The organism is Nocardia niwae NBRC 108934 = DSM 45340, assembly GCF_001613465.1.
GTDB lineage: Bacteria > Actinomycetota > Actinomycetes > Mycobacteriales > Mycobacteriaceae > Nocardia > Nocardia niwae.
In genome coordinates, this window is sequence record NZ_BDCK01000026.1 from 89,203 (window position 1) to 105,507 (window position 16,305).

Annotated in this window: 15 protein-coding genes and 1 riboswitch; of the genes, 9 read left to right on the plus strand and 6 right to left on the minus strand. The window is 68.8% G+C overall.

Going from position 1 to position 16,305, the window contains the following annotated elements; translation table 11 throughout:
- Positions 1-14 precede the first annotated feature (14 nt).
- On the minus strand, positions 15-974 hold the full coding sequence (locus tag NNI01S_RS18610) for an SDR family NAD(P)-dependent oxidoreductase (protein ID WP_063021383.1): 960 nt from the start codon (positions 972-974) through the stop codon (positions 15-17).
- 207 nt (positions 975-1,181) lie between these two features.
- Here NNI01S_RS18610 and NNI01S_RS18615 point away from each other — a divergent pair, with 207 nt between their 5' ends.
- The 4 genes from NNI01S_RS18615 (at position 1,182) to NNI01S_RS18630 (ending at position 6,325) form a co-directional block, all read left to right on the plus strand.
- On the plus strand, positions 1,182-1,637 hold the full coding sequence (locus NNI01S_RS18615; protein ID WP_063917554.1) for a hypothetical protein: 456 nt from the start codon (positions 1,182-1,184) through the stop codon (positions 1,635-1,637).
- A gap of 54 nt (positions 1,638-1,691) precedes the next feature.
- Positions 1,692-5,054 carry an error-prone DNA polymerase gene (locus NNI01S_RS18620; RefSeq protein WP_063021384.1) on the plus strand — a complete coding sequence of 1,121 codons (3,363 nt, stop codon included), beginning with the start codon at positions 1,692-1,694 and terminating at the stop codon, positions 5,052-5,054.
- An 88-nt stretch (positions 5,055-5,142) separates the two neighbouring features.
- Positions 5,143-6,135 carry a DUF4349 domain-containing protein gene (locus NNI01S_RS18625; RefSeq protein ID WP_063021385.1) on the plus strand — a complete coding sequence of 331 codons (993 nt, stop codon included), beginning with the start codon at positions 5,143-5,145 and terminating at the stop codon, positions 6,133-6,135.
- On the plus strand, positions 6,092-6,325 hold the full coding sequence (locus NNI01S_RS18630) for a DUF167 domain-containing protein (RefSeq protein ID WP_063021429.1): 234 nt from the start codon (positions 6,092-6,094) through the stop codon (positions 6,323-6,325). Before NNI01S_RS18625 ends, NNI01S_RS18630 begins: the two co-directional genes overlap by 44 nt.
- A 9-nt stretch (positions 6,326-6,334) precedes the next feature.
- Here the strand turns inward: NNI01S_RS18630 and NNI01S_RS18635 are convergent, their stop codons facing one another.
- Positions 6,335-6,799 (minus strand): tRNA (cytidine(34)-2'-O)-methyltransferase, encoded by a 465-nt coding sequence (locus NNI01S_RS18635; RefSeq protein WP_063021386.1) that lies wholly within the window; start codon positions 6,797-6,799, stop codon positions 6,335-6,337.
- A 311-nt stretch (positions 6,800-7,110) separates the two neighbouring features.
- Between NNI01S_RS18635 and NNI01S_RS18640 the strand changes: the two genes are divergently transcribed.
- Positions 7,111-7,356, plus strand: coding sequence for a DUF3017 domain-containing protein (locus NNI01S_RS18640; RefSeq protein ID WP_084488970.1), 246 nt, complete (start codon positions 7,111-7,113; stop codon positions 7,354-7,356).
- A gap of 38 nt (positions 7,357-7,394) precedes the next feature.
- On the opposite strand, the gene NNI01S_RS18645 is transcribed toward NNI01S_RS18640, so the two are convergent.
- Positions 7,395-8,042 carry a nitroreductase family protein gene (locus NNI01S_RS18645; protein ID WP_063021388.1) on the minus strand — a complete coding sequence of 216 codons (648 nt, stop codon included), beginning with the start codon at positions 8,040-8,042 and terminating at the stop codon, positions 7,395-7,397.
- 69 nt (positions 8,043-8,111) lie between these two features.
- Here NNI01S_RS18645 and NNI01S_RS18650 point away from each other — a divergent pair, with 69 nt between their 5' ends.
- On the plus strand, positions 8,112-8,489 hold the full coding sequence (locus NNI01S_RS18650; protein ID WP_063021389.1) for a winged helix-turn-helix transcriptional regulator: 378 nt from the start codon (positions 8,112-8,114) through the stop codon (positions 8,487-8,489).
- A gap of 43 nt (positions 8,490-8,532) precedes the next feature.
- On the opposite strand, the gene metX is transcribed toward NNI01S_RS18650, so the two are convergent.
- Both metX and NNI01S_RS18660 read right to left on the minus strand, forming a co-directional pair.
- Positions 8,533-9,690: a homoserine O-acetyltransferase MetX gene (metX, locus tag NNI01S_RS18655; RefSeq protein ID WP_063021390.1), complete on the minus strand. Its 1,158-nt coding sequence runs from the start codon at positions 9,688-9,690 to the stop codon at positions 8,533-8,535.
- A 190-nt stretch (positions 9,691-9,880) separates the two neighbouring features.
- A riboswitch (SAM riboswitch) is annotated at positions 9,881-9,991 on the minus strand.
- A 52-nt stretch (positions 9,992-10,043) separates the two neighbouring features.
- Positions 10,044-10,757, minus strand: a complete 714-nt coding sequence (locus tag NNI01S_RS18660) for a TetR/AcrR family transcriptional regulator (RefSeq protein ID WP_084488972.1) — start codon at positions 10,755-10,757, stop codon at positions 10,044-10,046.
- 125 nt (positions 10,758-10,882) lie between these two features.
- Between NNI01S_RS18660 and NNI01S_RS18665 the strand changes: the two genes are divergently transcribed.
- The 3 genes from NNI01S_RS18665 to NNI01S_RS18675 all read left to right on the plus strand — a co-directional run bounded on the left by NNI01S_RS18665 (position 10,883) and on the right by NNI01S_RS18675 (position 15,441).
- A complete protein-coding gene (locus tag NNI01S_RS18665) occupies positions 10,883-12,382 on the plus strand; it encodes an MFS transporter (RefSeq protein ID WP_063021392.1) in 1,500 nt (499 codons plus the stop codon).
- A 350-nt stretch (positions 12,383-12,732) separates the two neighbouring features.
- Positions 12,733-13,950 (plus strand): NADP-dependent isocitrate dehydrogenase, encoded by a 1,218-nt coding sequence (locus NNI01S_RS18670; protein ID WP_040864988.1) that lies wholly within the window; start codon positions 12,733-12,735, stop codon positions 13,948-13,950.
- Between the two features lie 198 nt (positions 13,951-14,148).
- Positions 14,149-15,441: an MFS transporter gene (locus tag NNI01S_RS18675; protein ID WP_435825089.1), complete on the plus strand. Its 1,293-nt coding sequence runs from the start codon at positions 14,149-14,151 to the stop codon at positions 15,439-15,441.
- 44 nt (positions 15,442-15,485) lie between these two features.
- Here NNI01S_RS18675 and NNI01S_RS18680 read toward each other — a convergent pair whose 3' ends face one another.
- Positions 15,486-16,169, minus strand: coding sequence for a TetR/AcrR family transcriptional regulator (locus tag NNI01S_RS18680; protein ID WP_084488974.1), 684 nt, complete (start codon positions 16,167-16,169; stop codon positions 15,486-15,488).
- Positions 16,170-16,305 lie beyond the last annotated feature (136 nt).

A 16,305-nucleotide genomic window follows, 5' to 3' on the forward strand; every position in this document is an offset into this window, starting at 1 on the left:
TGATTCCGCGGGGTTCACCAATGGGTGCCGGGCACCCAGCGGGCGGCGCGCCGTAATGCGGTACCCGTGACGCGGCGTGCGGTCGACCGGGTGCGGGGTGCGGGGAGCGCAGCGGCTGGTTCGACTGGTTCGTAAGGCGGTTTCGGTTCGCCCTTGGCCGCGGGGGAGTCGGGTAGGGCGCGGTAGTAGCGGTGCAGGACGCGGTCGCGGATCTTCGGGGTGAGCAGCGCGCCGTACTCGGCGATGGTGCCCAGCGGCACGTCGATGCGTTTGGGCCGTTCGGTCAGCGCGCGCACGATGGTCGCGGCCGCCCACTCGGGTGACTCGGCGGGGCCTTGTTCCCCGCTCGGGGTGATCATCGGGGTACGCACCAGCGGCATGTGGATGGTGGTGAACGTGACGCCGTCGGCCATGGTCTCGACGGCCGCCACCTCGGTGAACTTGTCCAGCGCCGCCTTGCTGGCCAGATAGGCCGAGAATCGCGGCATGGCCATCTGCACGCCCGCGCTGCTGATGTTGACGATGTGCCCGAACTTGCGTTCCCGCATCTGCGGCAGCAGGGCCAGCGTCAGCCGCAGCGCGCCGAAGTAGTTGACGGCCATGGTGCGTTCGAAGTCGTGCAGCCGGTCGGTGGAGCGGTGGATGGCACGGCGGATCGAGCGGCCCGCGTTGTTCACCAGCATGTCCACGTGGCCGTGTTCGTCCAGGATGGTCTCGACCACGTGGTCGACCGATTCGGAATCGGTGACGTCGCAGGAATATCCGTAGGCCGAGCCGCCCGCCGCCCGGATCTCGTCGACGACGGCGGCGAGTTCCTCGCCCCGGCGCGCGAGCAGGAAGACGGTGGCGCCCTTGCCCGCGACCGCCGCCGCCGATGCCCGGCCGATGCCGGAGGATGCTCCGGTGATGAGGACGTGCCGTCCGGTGAGATCGCGGTTGTGGCGCCGGGTGGGCTCAGCGGATGCGTCGGTCATCGCTGCTCCTTTGCAGGTCTGGTGGCCATGAACTTACTCCGAAGTAAGTTCGGTGCCAAGTGGCCTCGATCACACCCGGGACGCTCCACCCTCCGGCGGAGCGTCGTGCCGGCGTGTTCGAGAACCGCACGGGCATGGGGTTTTCGGGGCCGCGAAACGCGTCGAACAACTCTCGAAACGTTCGAACATATGTGCGATACTCGGCGCATGTCGGACGATCGGATGGCGGAGGTGTTTGCCGCGGTGCGGCTCGGTGGCGTCGACCCCGCGGCGGGGCGACGGGCGTTGGAAAAGCTCTGGGACGAACTCGGCGAACACGGCGGAGCGTTGCAGCGCTGCGTGGTCGCCCATCATCTCGCCGATCTCCAAAAGGAGCCCGCCGAGGCGCTGCGCTGGGATCAGCGCGCGTTGGCCGCGGTATTCGGGCCCGGCGTGCCGCTGGACGAAGGCCTGCGCGGCTTCTTGCCCTCGCTCTATCTCAACCTGGCCGACAGTCATCGCCGGGTCGGCGAATTCGAAGTGGCCAGGATGCAGCTGGCGATCGCCCGCGGGCATCTCGACGTCCTCGCCTCCGACGCCTACGGCGCGCTGATCCGCACTCGGCTGAAGGGCATCGAGGCCGCGCTGGCGGCCGGTTCCGTCGAACGCCTCTCGGTGGCCTGACCTGCCTGTACATCGCCACACTTCGAATGTATGTTCGAGGCGAGGAGGTGAGTTGTGGGCTGGGGCAACGGTCCGCCCCGCTGGGCGGAGATGGAGCGGGTGCTGTCCGGGCGGCCCGGGCGGACGAACCCCGACGCGATGTATCCGGGCGACGGCGGCGACAGCCCGGCGTGGTCGCGTAAGCGCGGCGAATACCACGCCGAGCCGGTGCGGCGCGCAGAAGAGCCGCCGGTGCCATACGCGGAGCTGCACGCGCATTCGGCCTACAGCTTCCTGGACGGCGCCAGCCCGCCGGAGGAACTGGTCGAGGAGGCGGTGCGGCTCGGCCTGACGGCGATCGCGCTCACCGACCACGACGGCTTCTACGGCACCGTCCGCTTCGCCGAGGCGGCCAAGGAATGGGGGATGCCCACCGTCTTCGGAGCCGAACTGTCCCTCGGCGCGGCACCCGAACCGCACGTCCCCGGCGCCGCGCGCGGGCACGCCGTCGCCCCCGACTCGGCGCCCCGCACCGGCGCGCCGGACCCGGCAGGACCGCATCTGCTGGTGCTGGCGCGCGGTCAGGAGGGCTATCGCAGGCTCTCCCGCGAGATCGCCGCCGCGCACATGGCCGCCGGAGAGAAAGGCATTCTGCGCTACGACCTGGACACGCTCACCGCGGCGGCCGAGGGGCACTGGCAGATCCTGACCGGGTGCCGGAAGGGACACCTGCGCCAGGCGCTCGAACGCGACTTGCGCGCCGGCAGCACCCGCCTCGAACAGGCGGAATCGGCGCTGCGTGAGCTGACCGACCGCTTCGGCGCCGATCGGGTGAGCGTGGAACTCACTCAGCACGGCATCCCGGAGGACGACGAGCGCAACGCGCGCCTCATCGCCTTGGCCGATCGCGTCGGCCTGCCCGTGCTCGCCACCACCGGAGCGCATTTCGCCGCACCGAGCCGGCGTCGCCGAGCCATGGCGCTCGCGGCGATCCGGGCCAGACGGAGCCTGGACGAGATAGCGGGCTGGCTGGCCCCGGTGGGCGGCGCTCATCTGCGGTCCGGGGCGGAGATGGCGCGGTTGTTCGCCGACTGCCCGCAAGCGGTGGCGAACGCGGCGGCCCTGGCCCGCGAATGCGCCTTCGACCTGAAGCTGATCGCCCCGCACCTGCCGCCCTTCGACGTGCCCGCCGGGCACGACGAACAGTCCTGGCTGCGCGAGCTCACCATGGCAGGCGCCGCGGCGCGCTACGGGACCCCGGAGCAGAACCCGGAGGCCTACCGGCAGATCGAGCACGAACTCGCGGTGATCGACAAGCTGGAGTTCCCCGGCTACTTCCTGGTGGTGCACGACATCGTCAGCTTCTGCAAGGACAACGACATCCTGTGCCAGGGTCGCGGTTCAGCGGCCAACTCGGCGGTCTGCTACGCCATCGGCATCACCAATGTCGACCCGGTTCGCAACCAATTGCTGTTCGAGCGTTTTCTCTCCCCGGAGCGCGACGGTCCGCCCGACATCGACGTCGACATCGAATCCGACCGCCGGGAAGAGGCCATCCAGCACGTCTACCGCAAGTACGGCCGCGAATACGCCGCGCAGGTGGCCAACGTGATCACCTACCGCGGCAAGTCGGCGGTCCGGGATGCCGCACGGGCGCTGGGGTTTTCCCCCGGCCAGCAGGACGCGTGGAGCAAGCAGGTGAGCCGCTGGACGGGCGTCGGCGCCGAGACGAACACCGACATCCCCGCCGAGGTGCTGGAACTGGCCGCCGATATCGAGGGCCTGCCGAGGCATCTGGGCATCCATTCCGGCGGCATGGTGATCTGCGACCGGCCGATCGCCGACGTCTGCCCGGTGGAATGGGCGCGCATGCCCGGCCGCAGCGTCCTGCAGTGGGACAAGGACGATTGCGCAGCCATCGATCTGGTGAAGTTCGACCTGCTCGGCCTCGGCATGCTCTCCGCGCTGCACTACATGATCGACCTGGTGCGCGAGCACAAAGGGCAGACCGTCGAACTGCACGCGCTGGACCTGGCCGAGCCCGAAGTCTACGAGATGCTCTCGCGCGCGGACTCGGTCGGCGTCTTCCAGGTCGAGTCGCGCGCGCAGATGGCCACCCTGCCCCGGCTGCGCCCGCGCAGCTTCTACGACCTGGTGGTCGAGGTGGCGCTGATCCGTCCAGGCCCGATCCAGGGCGGGTCGGTGCATCCCTACATCCGCAGGCGCAACGGCGTGGAGGACGTCGTCTACGACCATCCGGCGCTGAAGAATTCGCTGGAGCGCACGCTCGGCGTGCCGCTGTTTCAGGAGCAGCTCATGCAGATGGCCGTCGACGTGGCCGGATTCACCGCCGTCGAGGCCGATCAGCTGCGCCGGGCCATGGGTTCCAAGCGGTCTCCGGAGCGCATGGAGCGTCTCAAGGCCCGGCTCTACCGGGGCATGCGCGAGCGGCACGGGATCACCGGCGAAGTCGCCGACCGGATCTACGAGAAGCTCTACGCCTTCGCGAATTTCGGCTTCCCGGAGAGTCATTCGCAGAGTTTCGCCGCGATCGTGTACTACTCGGCCTGGTTCAAACTGCATCATCCCGCCGCCTTCTGCGCGGGTCTGCTGCGCGCCCAGCCGATGGGGTTCTACTCGCCGCAGTCGCTGGTCGCCGACGCGCGCAGGCACGCGGTCGCGGTGCACGGTCCGGACGTCAATGCCAGCCGGGCCGAGCCAACGCTCGAGGCGAAGGGCACCGAGGTGCGCCTGGGTCTCGCCGCGATCCGCCAGATCGGCGACGACCTCGCCGAACGCATTGTCGCCGCCAGGGGCGAGCGGCCCTACACGTCCTTCCTCGACCTGACCGGCCGGGTGGAACTCACTGTCGCGCAGGCGGAATCGCTCGCCACGGCGGGCGCGCTCGGCAGCCTCGGCATCACCCGCCGCGAAGCGCTCTGGGCGGCGGGCGCCGCCGCGGGCGAGCGCCCGGACCGGTTGCCCGGTACCGGCGCGGCCACCACCGCACCCGCTCTGCCCGGGATGAGCGATCTCGAGCTGGCGGCCGCCGACGTGTGGGCCACCGGCGTCTCGCCGGGCAGCTATCCGACGGAGTTCCTGCGCCCGCAGCTGGACGCGCTCGGCGTCGTACCGGCCTCCGGCCTGCTCACGGTGCCCGACGGCTCCCGGGTACTGGTGGGCGGCGCGGTGACCCACCGGCAGCGTCCCGCCACCGCGGAAGGCGTCACCTTCCTCAATCTGGAAGACGAGACCGGCATGGTGAACATCGTCTGTTCGCTGGGGCTGTGGCGGCGTTACCGGCGCCTCGCCCAGGGCGCGGCCGCCCTGCTCATTCGCGGCCGGGTGCAGAATGCCGAGGGTGTGGTCAGCGTGGTCGCCGAACATCTGCAGCGCATGGATCTGCGGATGACGTCCAAATCGCGCGACTTCCGTTGAGCCGGTTGCTTTAAGGAAGTGTTAGAAGCGCTCTAGGAAACCGTTATGCGGGGCCGTCCGCGCAGCGTAAACGGCTACTGTGCCAGGCATGAGGAAGCTTGCTGTGCTGTGTGTCGGCGTGCTGGGGTTGGTTCTGCTCGCCGGGTGCGGTGACGATCGCGCGACACCCGCTCGGGACCGGTCTTCGACGGTGATGACCGGGCCCGCCGCCCCCGCGATCGTGCCGCCGGGGGCGCACGAGCTGGCGCCCCCGAAGCGGGACAACTCCGGCGGCGAACCGGTGACCACGCGCAAGGAGGTGGTCACCGGCAGCATCGAGATCACCGCCGACGCGCCGGTCGCCGCGGCGGGCACGGTCCTCGACCAGGTGCGCGCCGCGGGTGGCCGGGTCGACAGCCGCACCGAGCAGCCGGGCACCGATGACACCGAACCCACTGCCACGCTCGTCGTCCGCCTGCCCGCGGACAAGACAGACGCGTTCATCTCGGGCCTCGGCGGGGTCGGGCAGGTCACCCGGATCACCACCAACCGCGACGACGTCACCATGCAGTGGGAGGACCTGGACGCGCGGATCAAGGCCCTGCAAGCCTCGGTGGACCGGTTGCGCGCGCTCATCGCGGGCGCCACCAGCACCTCCGACCTGCTCGCCGCCGAGCAGGCGCTGTCGGGCCGCCAAGGTGAACTCGACAGCCTCACCGCGCAGAAGCGGCGCCTCGACGACCAGGTCGCCTTATCCACGCTGACCATCGAGATCACCACCGATCACAAGGGGTCCGGCGACGACCCGGACAATTTCTGGGACGGCATCGTCGCCGGCTGGAACTCCCTGGTGGACTGGCTGCAGGACGCGGTCGTGTTCAGCGGCAAGGCGATTCCGTGGCTCGGCTTCCTCGCGGTGGTGGCCGCTGTGTTGTGGGGTGCCGTACGGCTGGTGCGGCGTCGGAAGCCCGTGCCGCGCAGGGAAGAATCGGCGCCGGCTCCCGCCGAGCCCGCGAGCAGCGCCGCGGAAGGTGCGAAGACCAGCGCAGGAGGCGAGAATGCCGACGGTGGTAAGGGCGACGATCAAGCCGAACAGCCGTAAGGGCCCACTGGTGGAAACCCTCGACGACGGTAGTCTGCACCTGTACGTGCGGGCTCCCGCCGTCGAGGGGAAAGCCAACAGGGCGGCCATCGAATTGCTCGCCGAGCACTACGGAGTTCCCAGGTCCGCCGTCCGGCTGGTCGCGGGCGCGACCTCGCGCTTCAAGCGCTTCGAGATCGACCTGCCCTGACGGCGACGCCTACACGCCGCCGGGAAAGCCCAGTTGGCGCCATGCTTCGTAGACGGTGACCGCGGCCGCGTTGGAGAGGTTCATCGAACGGCGGCCGGGCAGCATCGGGATGCGCAGCCGGTCGGTGACGTGCGGGTCCGCCAGCACCTCCGCGGGCAGGCCGGTGGGTTCGGTGCCGAACAGCAGCACGTCGTTCTCCCGGTAGGCCACGTCCGTGAACCTGGTGGTGGCCTGCGTGGTGAACGCGAAAACCCGCTCCGGCCGCAACGTCTCCCACGCCGCCGCCAGATTCGCGTGCACCGTCACCGCCGCCAGATCATGGTAATCCAACCCGGCCCGGCGCAACTTCGGCTCCGACAGATCGAATCCCAACGGCTCGATCAGATGCAGATGACACCCGGTCCCCGCGACCAACCGGATCGCGTTGCCGGTATTCGGCGGAATGCACGGCTCGTGGAACATCAGATGAAACACGAGTGTTAGTCAATCAGGCGGTCGCCGGGAGCGGGTCTCGGGGAGATCGAGGCAGCGCTCCGGTCGGCCGCGCGCTACCGACGCCGAAGTCTCTCGGCCAGCCACCTGAGCGCCCCGCCGAGTGGCACACCGCTGAGGCGTCTACCCGCGTTTCGCCGCAGCAATGTGCCACTCGTTACCACGGGAGACGGGGAGGTCCTCCGGCGGACCGGGGGCGAGGAGTCTGCAAGAATTGGGGGGTGACCGATGCCGACACGCCTGTTGCCGGGCGACGCAGTCCGGGGACGGAGTTCTTGCGTTCCCATCTGCCGATGGTGGTTGTGACGCTGGTCATCCTGGTGGCGGTGGTGTTCGTCGCGTCCGATCGGTGGCGGCGGGGGGCGTTCTTCTTCGGTGGGGCGACGTTGCTGGCGGCGGCGTTCCGGCTGTGCCTGCCGACGGCTCGGGTGGGGTTGCTCGCGGTGCGCAGCAAGCCGTTCGACGTCGGCGCGCTGACCCTGCTCGGCTCGAGCATCTTGTTCCTCGCGGCCACGATCAACACACTCGGCGTCGGCTGAGGGCTGGGCGACCCGGCGTCGGCCGGGCCGCCCTCGCGTCAGCGGGCAGCGGGGTATCGCTCGGCGAAAACCGTTTGCTCGCGCGGACGGCGTCCGGGATGGGGCGGGGCGATGTCGCTGTAGCCGATGGTGACCAGCACCGCGATGGCGAGATCTTCGCGGTCGCCGATGCCGATGGCTTTTTTCACCAGCTCGGGATCCCAGCCGTTCATCGGCGCCGAGGCCAGGCCGAGTCCGGTGGCGGCGAGCATCGCGTAGGTGGCGGCGATCATGGCGTTCTTGACGGCGTTCTCCCGCAGCAGCCCGTGCCGCTCCAGCGTCAGGTACTCGGCGCGTGCGTCGAACAAGGCGGTGAACTCGGCGTTCCACGCGCCGTTGCGGCCGGCCAGTTCGGCGATATCGGCGTTGGCCGCTCGCCAAGCGGCGGCATCGGCGACGAAGACCAGCACCACCGGCGCTTCCTGCGGCTGCGGCTGGCCGAACGCCGCCTCGGACAGCGCGGCGCGGCCGGATTCACTCGTCACCACCACGATCGATCGGTCCTGCATATTCCACGCGCTCGGCGCTTGCATCGCCAGTTCGAGCAACTCCTCGATCAGCTCGGGCGCCACCGGGTCGGAGGAATAGTGCCGCACCGTGCGACGTCCACGGATCGCGTCGGCCACCGAAAGTGTCTGTATTTCCATATTTCTAACTATCGGAGAGTCACACTCCAATGGGAAGTAGGCACTAATTTGTGCGCTACACTCCGATGGGTGTCCACCTACGTCGAAAGTTCCGGCCTGCCCGCCGACGTGTACTCCGCGAAGTGCCCGACACGGGAGATTCTCGACCACATCGCTGGCAAGTGGACGGTGCTCATCATCGACGCGCTCGCCGACGGCACCCTGCGCTACACCGATCTGCGCCACCGCATCGACGGCATCTCCCAGAAGATGCTGACGCAGACGTTGCGGCAACTCGAGAACGATGGATTCGTCAGCCGCACAGTGCATCCCACTATCCCGCCACGGGTGGACTACACCCTCACCGAACTCGGCCACAGCCTGCGCACGCCGATCGCCGCACTGCGGGAGTGGATCGAAACCAATATCAACCGAATCGAAGCCGCGCGGCGAGGCACGGCGCTCTGATCGTCACCAGACACTGTTCAGCACTGACAGGCGGCCGAACCGTTCAGTGTTCGGGCCGCACCACGGCCCGGGCGAGCCGCATGGTCTCGGTCAGCAGTTTCGATACCGCCGCCGCCTCGGTGAGGAATCCGTCGTGCCCGTCGCGTGAATGCACCACGTCCAGTCCGTCGCAGCCGGGCAGCAGATCGGCGAGTTCCTGTTGGGTCCGCAGCGGGTACAGCCGGTCGGAGTCGACGCCGCCGACCACGCACGGCACCGGCGTCGCCGCGAGCGCCGCCTCGATGCCGCCCCGGCCGCGCCCGACGTCGTGGCGGTTCATCGCCTCGGTCAGCAGCACGTAGGTGGCGGGATCGAAGCGCTTACAGAGCTTTTCGGCCTGATGGTCCAGGTAGCTCTGCACGGCGTAGCGGCCGCCGTTCCATGGGTCCTCGTCGTCCTGGGGCTTGTTCTCGAACCGGTGATCCAGCTCGAATTCGGTGCGGTAGGTCAGGTGCGCGATCCGGCGGGCCAGGGCCATGCCCGTGGTCGGGGCGCGGCCGGTGCCGTGATAGTCGCCGCCCTGCCAGTCCGGATCGGCCTTGATCGCCGCGATCTGAGTGGTCTGGGTGCCGATCTGGTCGGCGGTGGCGCGGGCGCCGACCGCCAGCACGAGCGCCGCGGCGACGCGTTCCGGCTCGCCCACCATCCACTCGAGCACCCGCATGCCGCCCATCGACCCGCCGACGACGGCGGCCAGCCGCTCGATGCCGAGCAGGTCGAGCAGAACGGCCTCGGCGGTCACCTGATCGCGGATGGAGATCTCCGGAAACCTTGCGCCCCAAGGTTTTCCGTCCGGGGCGGGACTGGAGGGCCCGGTGCTGCCCATGCAGCCGCCGAGCACGTTCGTCGCGATCACGCACCATTCGTCGGTGTCCAGCGGCGCGCCGGGCCCGACCATGCCGTCCCACCAGCCGGGCATCGGGTGCACGTCATCGGGCTTGCCGACGACGTGCGAGTCGCCGGTCAGCGCGTGTTCGACCAGCACGACGTTGTCCAGTCCGGGCGAGAGCTCACCCCAGCGCTGTACCGCCAAGTGGACGTCCGGGATCACCGCGCCGTTCTCCAGCCGCACATCGCCGATGGCGATGGTGCCGAGCCGCCCATCCGGGGGCGGCAGGGCGGCGCCGGAGGTCCGGGTGCTCTCTTCGGTACCCACGGTCACGTCGCTGCCGTCGCGAAACCGGCGCGCGCATCCGGAATGCCCACAGTGCGGAAAGACCACTGCGCGGGGTCCTGCTCGGCCCCGGGCGCGGTGAATTCACTCATGGTTTGCTCCCAAGAAGGTGTTCGCCGGTACAGCAGGGGTTAGCGGTGTGTGGGTGACGAACAACAACACATGTCGGCGACCTCCTGTTACGCGCTTGCTCCCGGCTCTCGGGAGCCAGGTCATCACCCGGAGCACCCCACCGCGGCTGGAGGGTTGCCGACCAGCGAGCCGGGGCTTGGCGCTGGTACTCATGACCTGCCCGGCATCATAACCGGCGGTCGGTCAGCGCCCGAAATCCTCCATCGAACTCACTGGTCCGCGGCGTTCGGCACCCCGCAGCAGGCGCGGACGAACTCGTCGTAGGTCTCGGTGAACGCGGCGCGTCCCGCCCTGGCCGCGGTCGCCAAGTCGTCGTCGAGGAATATTTCGCCGGAGCACTCCATGCCGATGTGGCCGATCAGTTGCCACGTACCGACGATGAGCCGCACCGGGCGCGCGTCCGGTGTGGTGCCGAGGCGCTCGGCGACCACCGCCGCGATCGCGGTGTTCTTCGCGTCGGCGCTTTCCATGCTGCGCGCGCTGACCGAAGGACTGCTGCGCAGGATCCGCTGAATCTTCTGGTACTGCCGGAACGACAGTGGATCCGCCTCACCCGCCTCGGTGGCTCGATCGACCACGTGCAGGAAGGCCGCGCGCAGCGCGCCGAGCTCGTCGCCCGTGCGGGGCAGTTCGCGCAGCGTTTCGGCGATGGTGCGGCCGAAATCCTGGACCGGGGCCAGGATGATGTCCTCTTTGCTGTCGAAATAGCGGTTGATCGTGCGCGGCGAGACGTCCGCCGCGTTGGCGATCTGCTCGATCGTGGTCGCGTCGAAGCCCTGTGTGTCGCACAGGTCGAGGGCTGCGGCGATGATCCGCAGCCTGGTCTGTTCCTTCTTGCGTTCGCGCAGGCCTTGGGTCGCCGGGCCGCCGTCGGCGCGGCCGGCCGCTGCGCTCGCGCCCATCGGCGCCGATGACTCGAGCATGTGCCCATGCTAACGCAACCTGCTGTTTTCCTGTCCTTAACGGTCAAATGTCGTAGTACGACATTTTTCACTTGACGACAAATGTCGCTCAATGACAGGATGGCTCGGACGACGAAGACGAGGAGATGACCGTGACGGAAACGGAAACGGCGGTGCACGCGCCGCGGAAAGCGGGCAGTTCGGCGCGCTGGCTCGCGCTGGCAGTGATCGCATTGGCCCAGCTCATGGTGGTGCTGGACGCCACCATCGTGACCATCTCGCTGCCGTTCGCGCAGCGGGATCTCGACATCAGCGACGGCAACCGGCAATGGATGCTCACCGCCTACACGCTGATCTTCGGCGGCTTGCTGCTACTGGGCGGCAGGTTGGCCGACTACCTCGGCCGCCGCCGGATCTTCATCGTCGGCCTGATCGGTTTCGCGGGCGCCTCGGCGCTGGCCGGTCTCGCGCAGACCGGCGCGGAACTGTTCGCCGGGCGCGCGCTGCAAGGCGCGTTCGCCGCGCTGCTGGCCCCGGCCGCGCTCTCGCTGCTGTCGGTGACCTTCACCGAGCCCGGCGAGCGGGCCACCGCGTTCGGCGTGTTCGCGGGCATCTCCGCGGGTGGCGCGGCGCTCGGCCTGATCGCGGGCGGCGCGCTCACCGAGTACGCGTCGTGGCGCTGGTGCCTGCTGGTCAACACGCCGATCGCGCTGATCGCCCTGTTCGGGGCGCTGGCCTGGGTGGCCAAGGACGTGCCCGCGCCGCGCAGCGGGGGATACGACGTCCCCGGTGCCGTCACCGTGACGCTCGGCCTGATCGCCATCGTGTACGGCTTCAGCCGCGCCGCCGACGACGGCTGGCTGGCAGGCAGCACCCTGGCGCTGCTCGTCGCCGGGCTGGTCCTGCTCGTCGCCTTCGTCGCGATCGAACGGCGCTCGTCGAACCCGCTGCTGCCGCTGCACATCCCCGGTGAGATCAACCGGGGCGGCGCGTTCCTCGCCGCGCTGCTCATCCCGATCGCGATGTTCGCGATGTTCCTGTTCCTGAGCTACTACTTCCAGATCACGCTGGGCTACTCCGCGTTGAAGGCGGGCTTCGCGTTCCTTCCGTTCCCGGCGGGTATCGCGATCTCGGCGGGCGTCACCAGTGCCCTGCTGCCGAAGCTCGGCCCGCGTCCGCTGATGCTGGCCGGCGCCGTGCTGGGGGTCATCGGCCTGCTGCTGCTGGCCCAGCTCGGCTACGGCGACAGCTTCCTGGCCGGAGTGCTGCCCGCTCAGGTGCTCATCGCCCTCGGTATGGGTCCGCTGTTCGTCGGGATGCAGACGGTCGCGCTGCATCAGGTGGAGGAAGAGGACTCCGGCGTCGCCTCCGCGCTGTTGAACGCGGCGCAGCAGGTCGGCGGTGCGGTCGGGACGGCGCTGCTGACCACGATCTCGGTGCAGGTCGCCAAGTCCTTCGCGCAGGACAACCCGGGCATCGACAATCTGGCGGCGCGGGCGGCGATCCACAGCTACGACGTCGCCTTCTATGCGGGCGCCGGGTTCTTCCTCGCCGCCATCCCGATCATCGCCCTGATGATCCGGGACCGGCCGGAGAATCTCATCGAGGGTTCCGAGGAAGGAACCCGTATCCCGGTCGCGGTCTGAGCCATCGCCCGAGAGGTCCGCGCAACGTCACGGCGTTGCGCGGACCTCATCGTGTGCCGGACGGTTGCCGGGCACGGAAGGAAGGCGGATCATGGCGGCGACAGCGGTTGCGCGGACGCCCCGAGAGTCGTCGTTGGCCTACCAATCGGTAACAAAGGTCGCGCAGCTCACTCCGGGGGCTGCCCGTGCGGTGAGGACTCGGGCAGCAGTACGCTTGTCTTGTTTGCACCACACGTCTCGCCGACAACGCGGGACATATACGTTGTCTGTTGGAACAGCTGGGGTCCGCTCACAAGCGTGTTCGCCTGGCCGTGCAATGAGGGCACCATCCTAGGAGGACACGAAGATCCATGTCCAAGATCAAGGTTGAAGGCACCGTCGTAGAACTCGACGGCGACGAGATGACCCGGATCATCTGGCAGTTCATCAAGGACAAGCTGATCCACCCCTACCTCGATGTGAACCTGGAGTATTACGACCTGGGCATCGAGTACCGCGACAAGACAGACGACCAGGTCACCGTCGACGCCGCCGAGGCCATCAAGCGGCACGGTGTCGGTGTGAAGTGCGCCACCATCACCCCGGACGAGGCGCGGGTCAAGGAATTCGGCCTCAAGAAGATGTGGCGTTCGCCCAACGGCACCATTCGCAACATTCTGGGCGGCACCATCTTCCGTGCCCCGATCATCATCTCGAACGTTCCGCGCCTCGTTCCCGGCTGGACCAAGCCGATCATCATCGGCCGCCACGCGTTCGGCGACCAGTACCGCGCCACCGACTTCAAGGTGTTCCAGGGCGGCACCGTCACCTTGACCTTCACCCCGGACGACGGCAGCGAGCCGATCGTGCACGAGGTCGTGAAGATGCCCGAGGACGGCGGCGTCGTCATGGGCATGTACAACTTCCGCAAGTCCATCGAAGATTTCGCGCGGGCGTCGTTCAACTACGGCCTGCAGCAGAACTACCCGGTGTACATGTCGACGAAGAACACCATCCTCAAGGCCTACGACGGCATGTTCAAGGACACCTTCCAGGACATCTTCGACGCCGAGTTCAAAAGCCAGTTCGACGCCGCGGGCCTGACCTACGAGCACCGTCTCATCGACGACATGGTCGCCTCCTCCATGAAGTGGGAGGGCGGCTACGTCTGGGCGTGCAAGAACTACGACGGCGACGTGCAGTCCGACACCGTGGCCCAGGGCTTCGGTTCGCTCGGCCTGATGACGTCGGTGCTGCTCACCCCGGACGGGCAGACCTGTGAGGCCGAGGCCGCGCACGGCACCGTCACCCGGCACTACCGTCAGCACCAGCAGGGCAAGCCCACCTCGACCAACCCGATCGCGTCCATCTTCGCCTGGACCCGCGGGCTCGAGCACCGCGGCAAGCTGGACAACACCCCCGAGGTGATCGGCTTCGCGCAGACCCTGGAGGACGTCGTCATCAAGACCGTCGAGGGCGGCCAGATGACCAAGGACCTCGCGCTGCTCGTCGGCGGTGACCAGGGCTACCTGAGTACCGAGGAGTTCCTCGGCGCGCTGGACGCCAACCTGGCGCGCGCACTGCGCTGACCACGGGGCCGAGCCGTGTCGCTCGGCCGACTCCGGCGCTGGGCACTCCGCTCGCCCAGCGCCGGGCCGAAGATCGGGCACCCGCCCCACCGCTCGGTGGAACGGGTGCCCGGACTGTTTCGTAGGGGCGTCGGCGGGTGACCGGCTCGCCGAGTATTCGTCCGTATCGCGCCGATCCAGGCTCGACCCGTGGCGTTCATGGTCCGCGCGGTGGGCGAACTCACGTTCGCCCGGGAAGCGAATGCGGGCCGGGGCCGGTTACATGAACACGTGACCAGCCCCGTGATCGCCAGTACCGCCGCTCCGCCCGGACGCACCGATTGGCACGTACCGGCCATGCTGGCGCTGGCCCTCGGCGGATTCGGAATCGGAACGACCGAATTCGTCACCATGGGTTTGCTGCCCGATATCGCGTCCGCCGTGCACGTCTCCGAGCCGACGGCGGGGCACGCGGTGTCGGCTTACGCGCTCGGTGTGGTGATCGGCGCGCCCCTGATCGCGGCGCTGTGCGCGCGGGTGCCGCGCAAGCGGCTGCTTGTCGCGCTCATGGTGGCGTTCACGGTGGGAAACGCGGCGACCGTGCTGGCGCCCACGTTCGGGACGCTGGTCCTGGCGCGATTCGTCTCCGGATTGCCGCATGGTGCCTACTTCGGTGTCGCCTCGCTGGCCGCCGCCACTCTCGCCCCGGTCGGACAGCGGGCCAAGGCGGTTGCTGGAGTTATGCTGGGGTTGAGCGCCGCCAATGTCGTCGGCGTTCCCGCAGCTACCTGGCTCGGCCAGCATCTCGGCTGGCGCGACGCGTTCGTGGTGGTCGCGCTGATCGGGGCGAGCACCGTGGCCGCGCTGCTGCGCTTCGTTCCGGAACTCACCGGCGTCACGGTGACCAATCCGATGACCGAACTCGGCGCGCTGCGCCGTCCGCAGGTGCTGTTGACGCTGCTGGTGGGCGCCGTCGGATTCGGCGGCATGTTCGCGGTCTACACCTACATCGCGACCACGCTCACCGATGTCGCCGGTCTGCGCGCCGGGGCGGTCCCGGTGGTGTTGGCGCTGTTCGGCGTGGGCATGGTGATCGGGAACATCGCGGGCGGCGTGCTCGCCGATCGCGGCGTGGACCGTGCCATCTCGGTGTCGATGGTCGCGATGACCGTCATCCTCGGCGGCTTCGTCGCCGCCGCGCACAACCCGTACACCGCCGCCTTCGGCGCGCTGCTGGTCGGCGCGTCCGGCGCCGCGCTGGCGCCCGGACTGCAAACCCGCTTGATGGACGTGGCGGCCGACGCCCAGACCCTCGCCGCCGCCCTCAACCACGCCGCTCTGAACATCGCCAACGCCGCGGGCGCCTGGCTCGGCGGTCTGGTCATCGCCGCGGGCCTGGGTTACACGGCCCCCGCCGTGGTCGGCGCAACCTTGGCCGCGATCGGCGTCTTGTTGTTCGCGGCGACCGTCTGGACCGCGCGCGAATCGAGCCCGGCCGAGCGCACGGAGTGAGCGACGGGGTAGCGCCTCGGCTGCCTGCGGCCCTCAGCGCGTGACTATCGGCCGTGCCCGTCGGAATCCGGGCTCGCCGGGCCGGGGGAGGACTGGTCGGAGCGGGCGACCAGAGCGCGGCCGGCGATCTCGTGCAGGTGTACCGAGGCGCGCCGCCACCTGCGCCGGGCGCGCTCGTCGTCGGGATCGATGAAATTCGAGATCAGGATGCCGCGCAGCGCGTCCATGGCTGTGTAGATGAAGTCGCGCGCCTCCTTGCGGCGTACATCGTCCGGGACGAATCGGGCGACCGCCAGCAAGACGGCGTTGTTGACGAACGGCTCGACCTTCTCCATCGCCGCGGCGAGCACCGGGTCGGTCCGTCCCGCCACCCATAGTTCGACGGTCGCGATGAACAGCGGGCCTTGATGCAGGTCCCACAGGAACTCCAGTGCCGCCGTCACCGGATCGTCGCCGGTTTCGACCCGCGACATCTCGCGCATGGCGGTTTCGGCGCGCAGCTGCGCGAGATGGCTGATCGCGGCCACCACCAGATCGGTCTTCGAGCCGAAGTGATGCACCTGCGCCCCACGGGTCACCCCGGCGCGTTCGGCTACCCGCGGCGTGGTGGTGCCGGAGTATCCGTACTCGACCAGGCAGTCCACCGTCGCGTCCAGTAGGCGGGTGCGCATCTCGGTGCTGCGTTGCTCCTGCGTTCGGCGCTGCTTGCCGACTGCGCTCCTGGTCATCGCTCGATCGTACACTTACATACACTTCTGTATGTTCTGTGCGGCCAAGGGGATCTCAGGGGGCTCGGGAATCGTTCTGGACGGCCCTGGGTGTGGGTTTCGTGAATCCAACAGGCACCGCTTCGGTCTTCGGTAA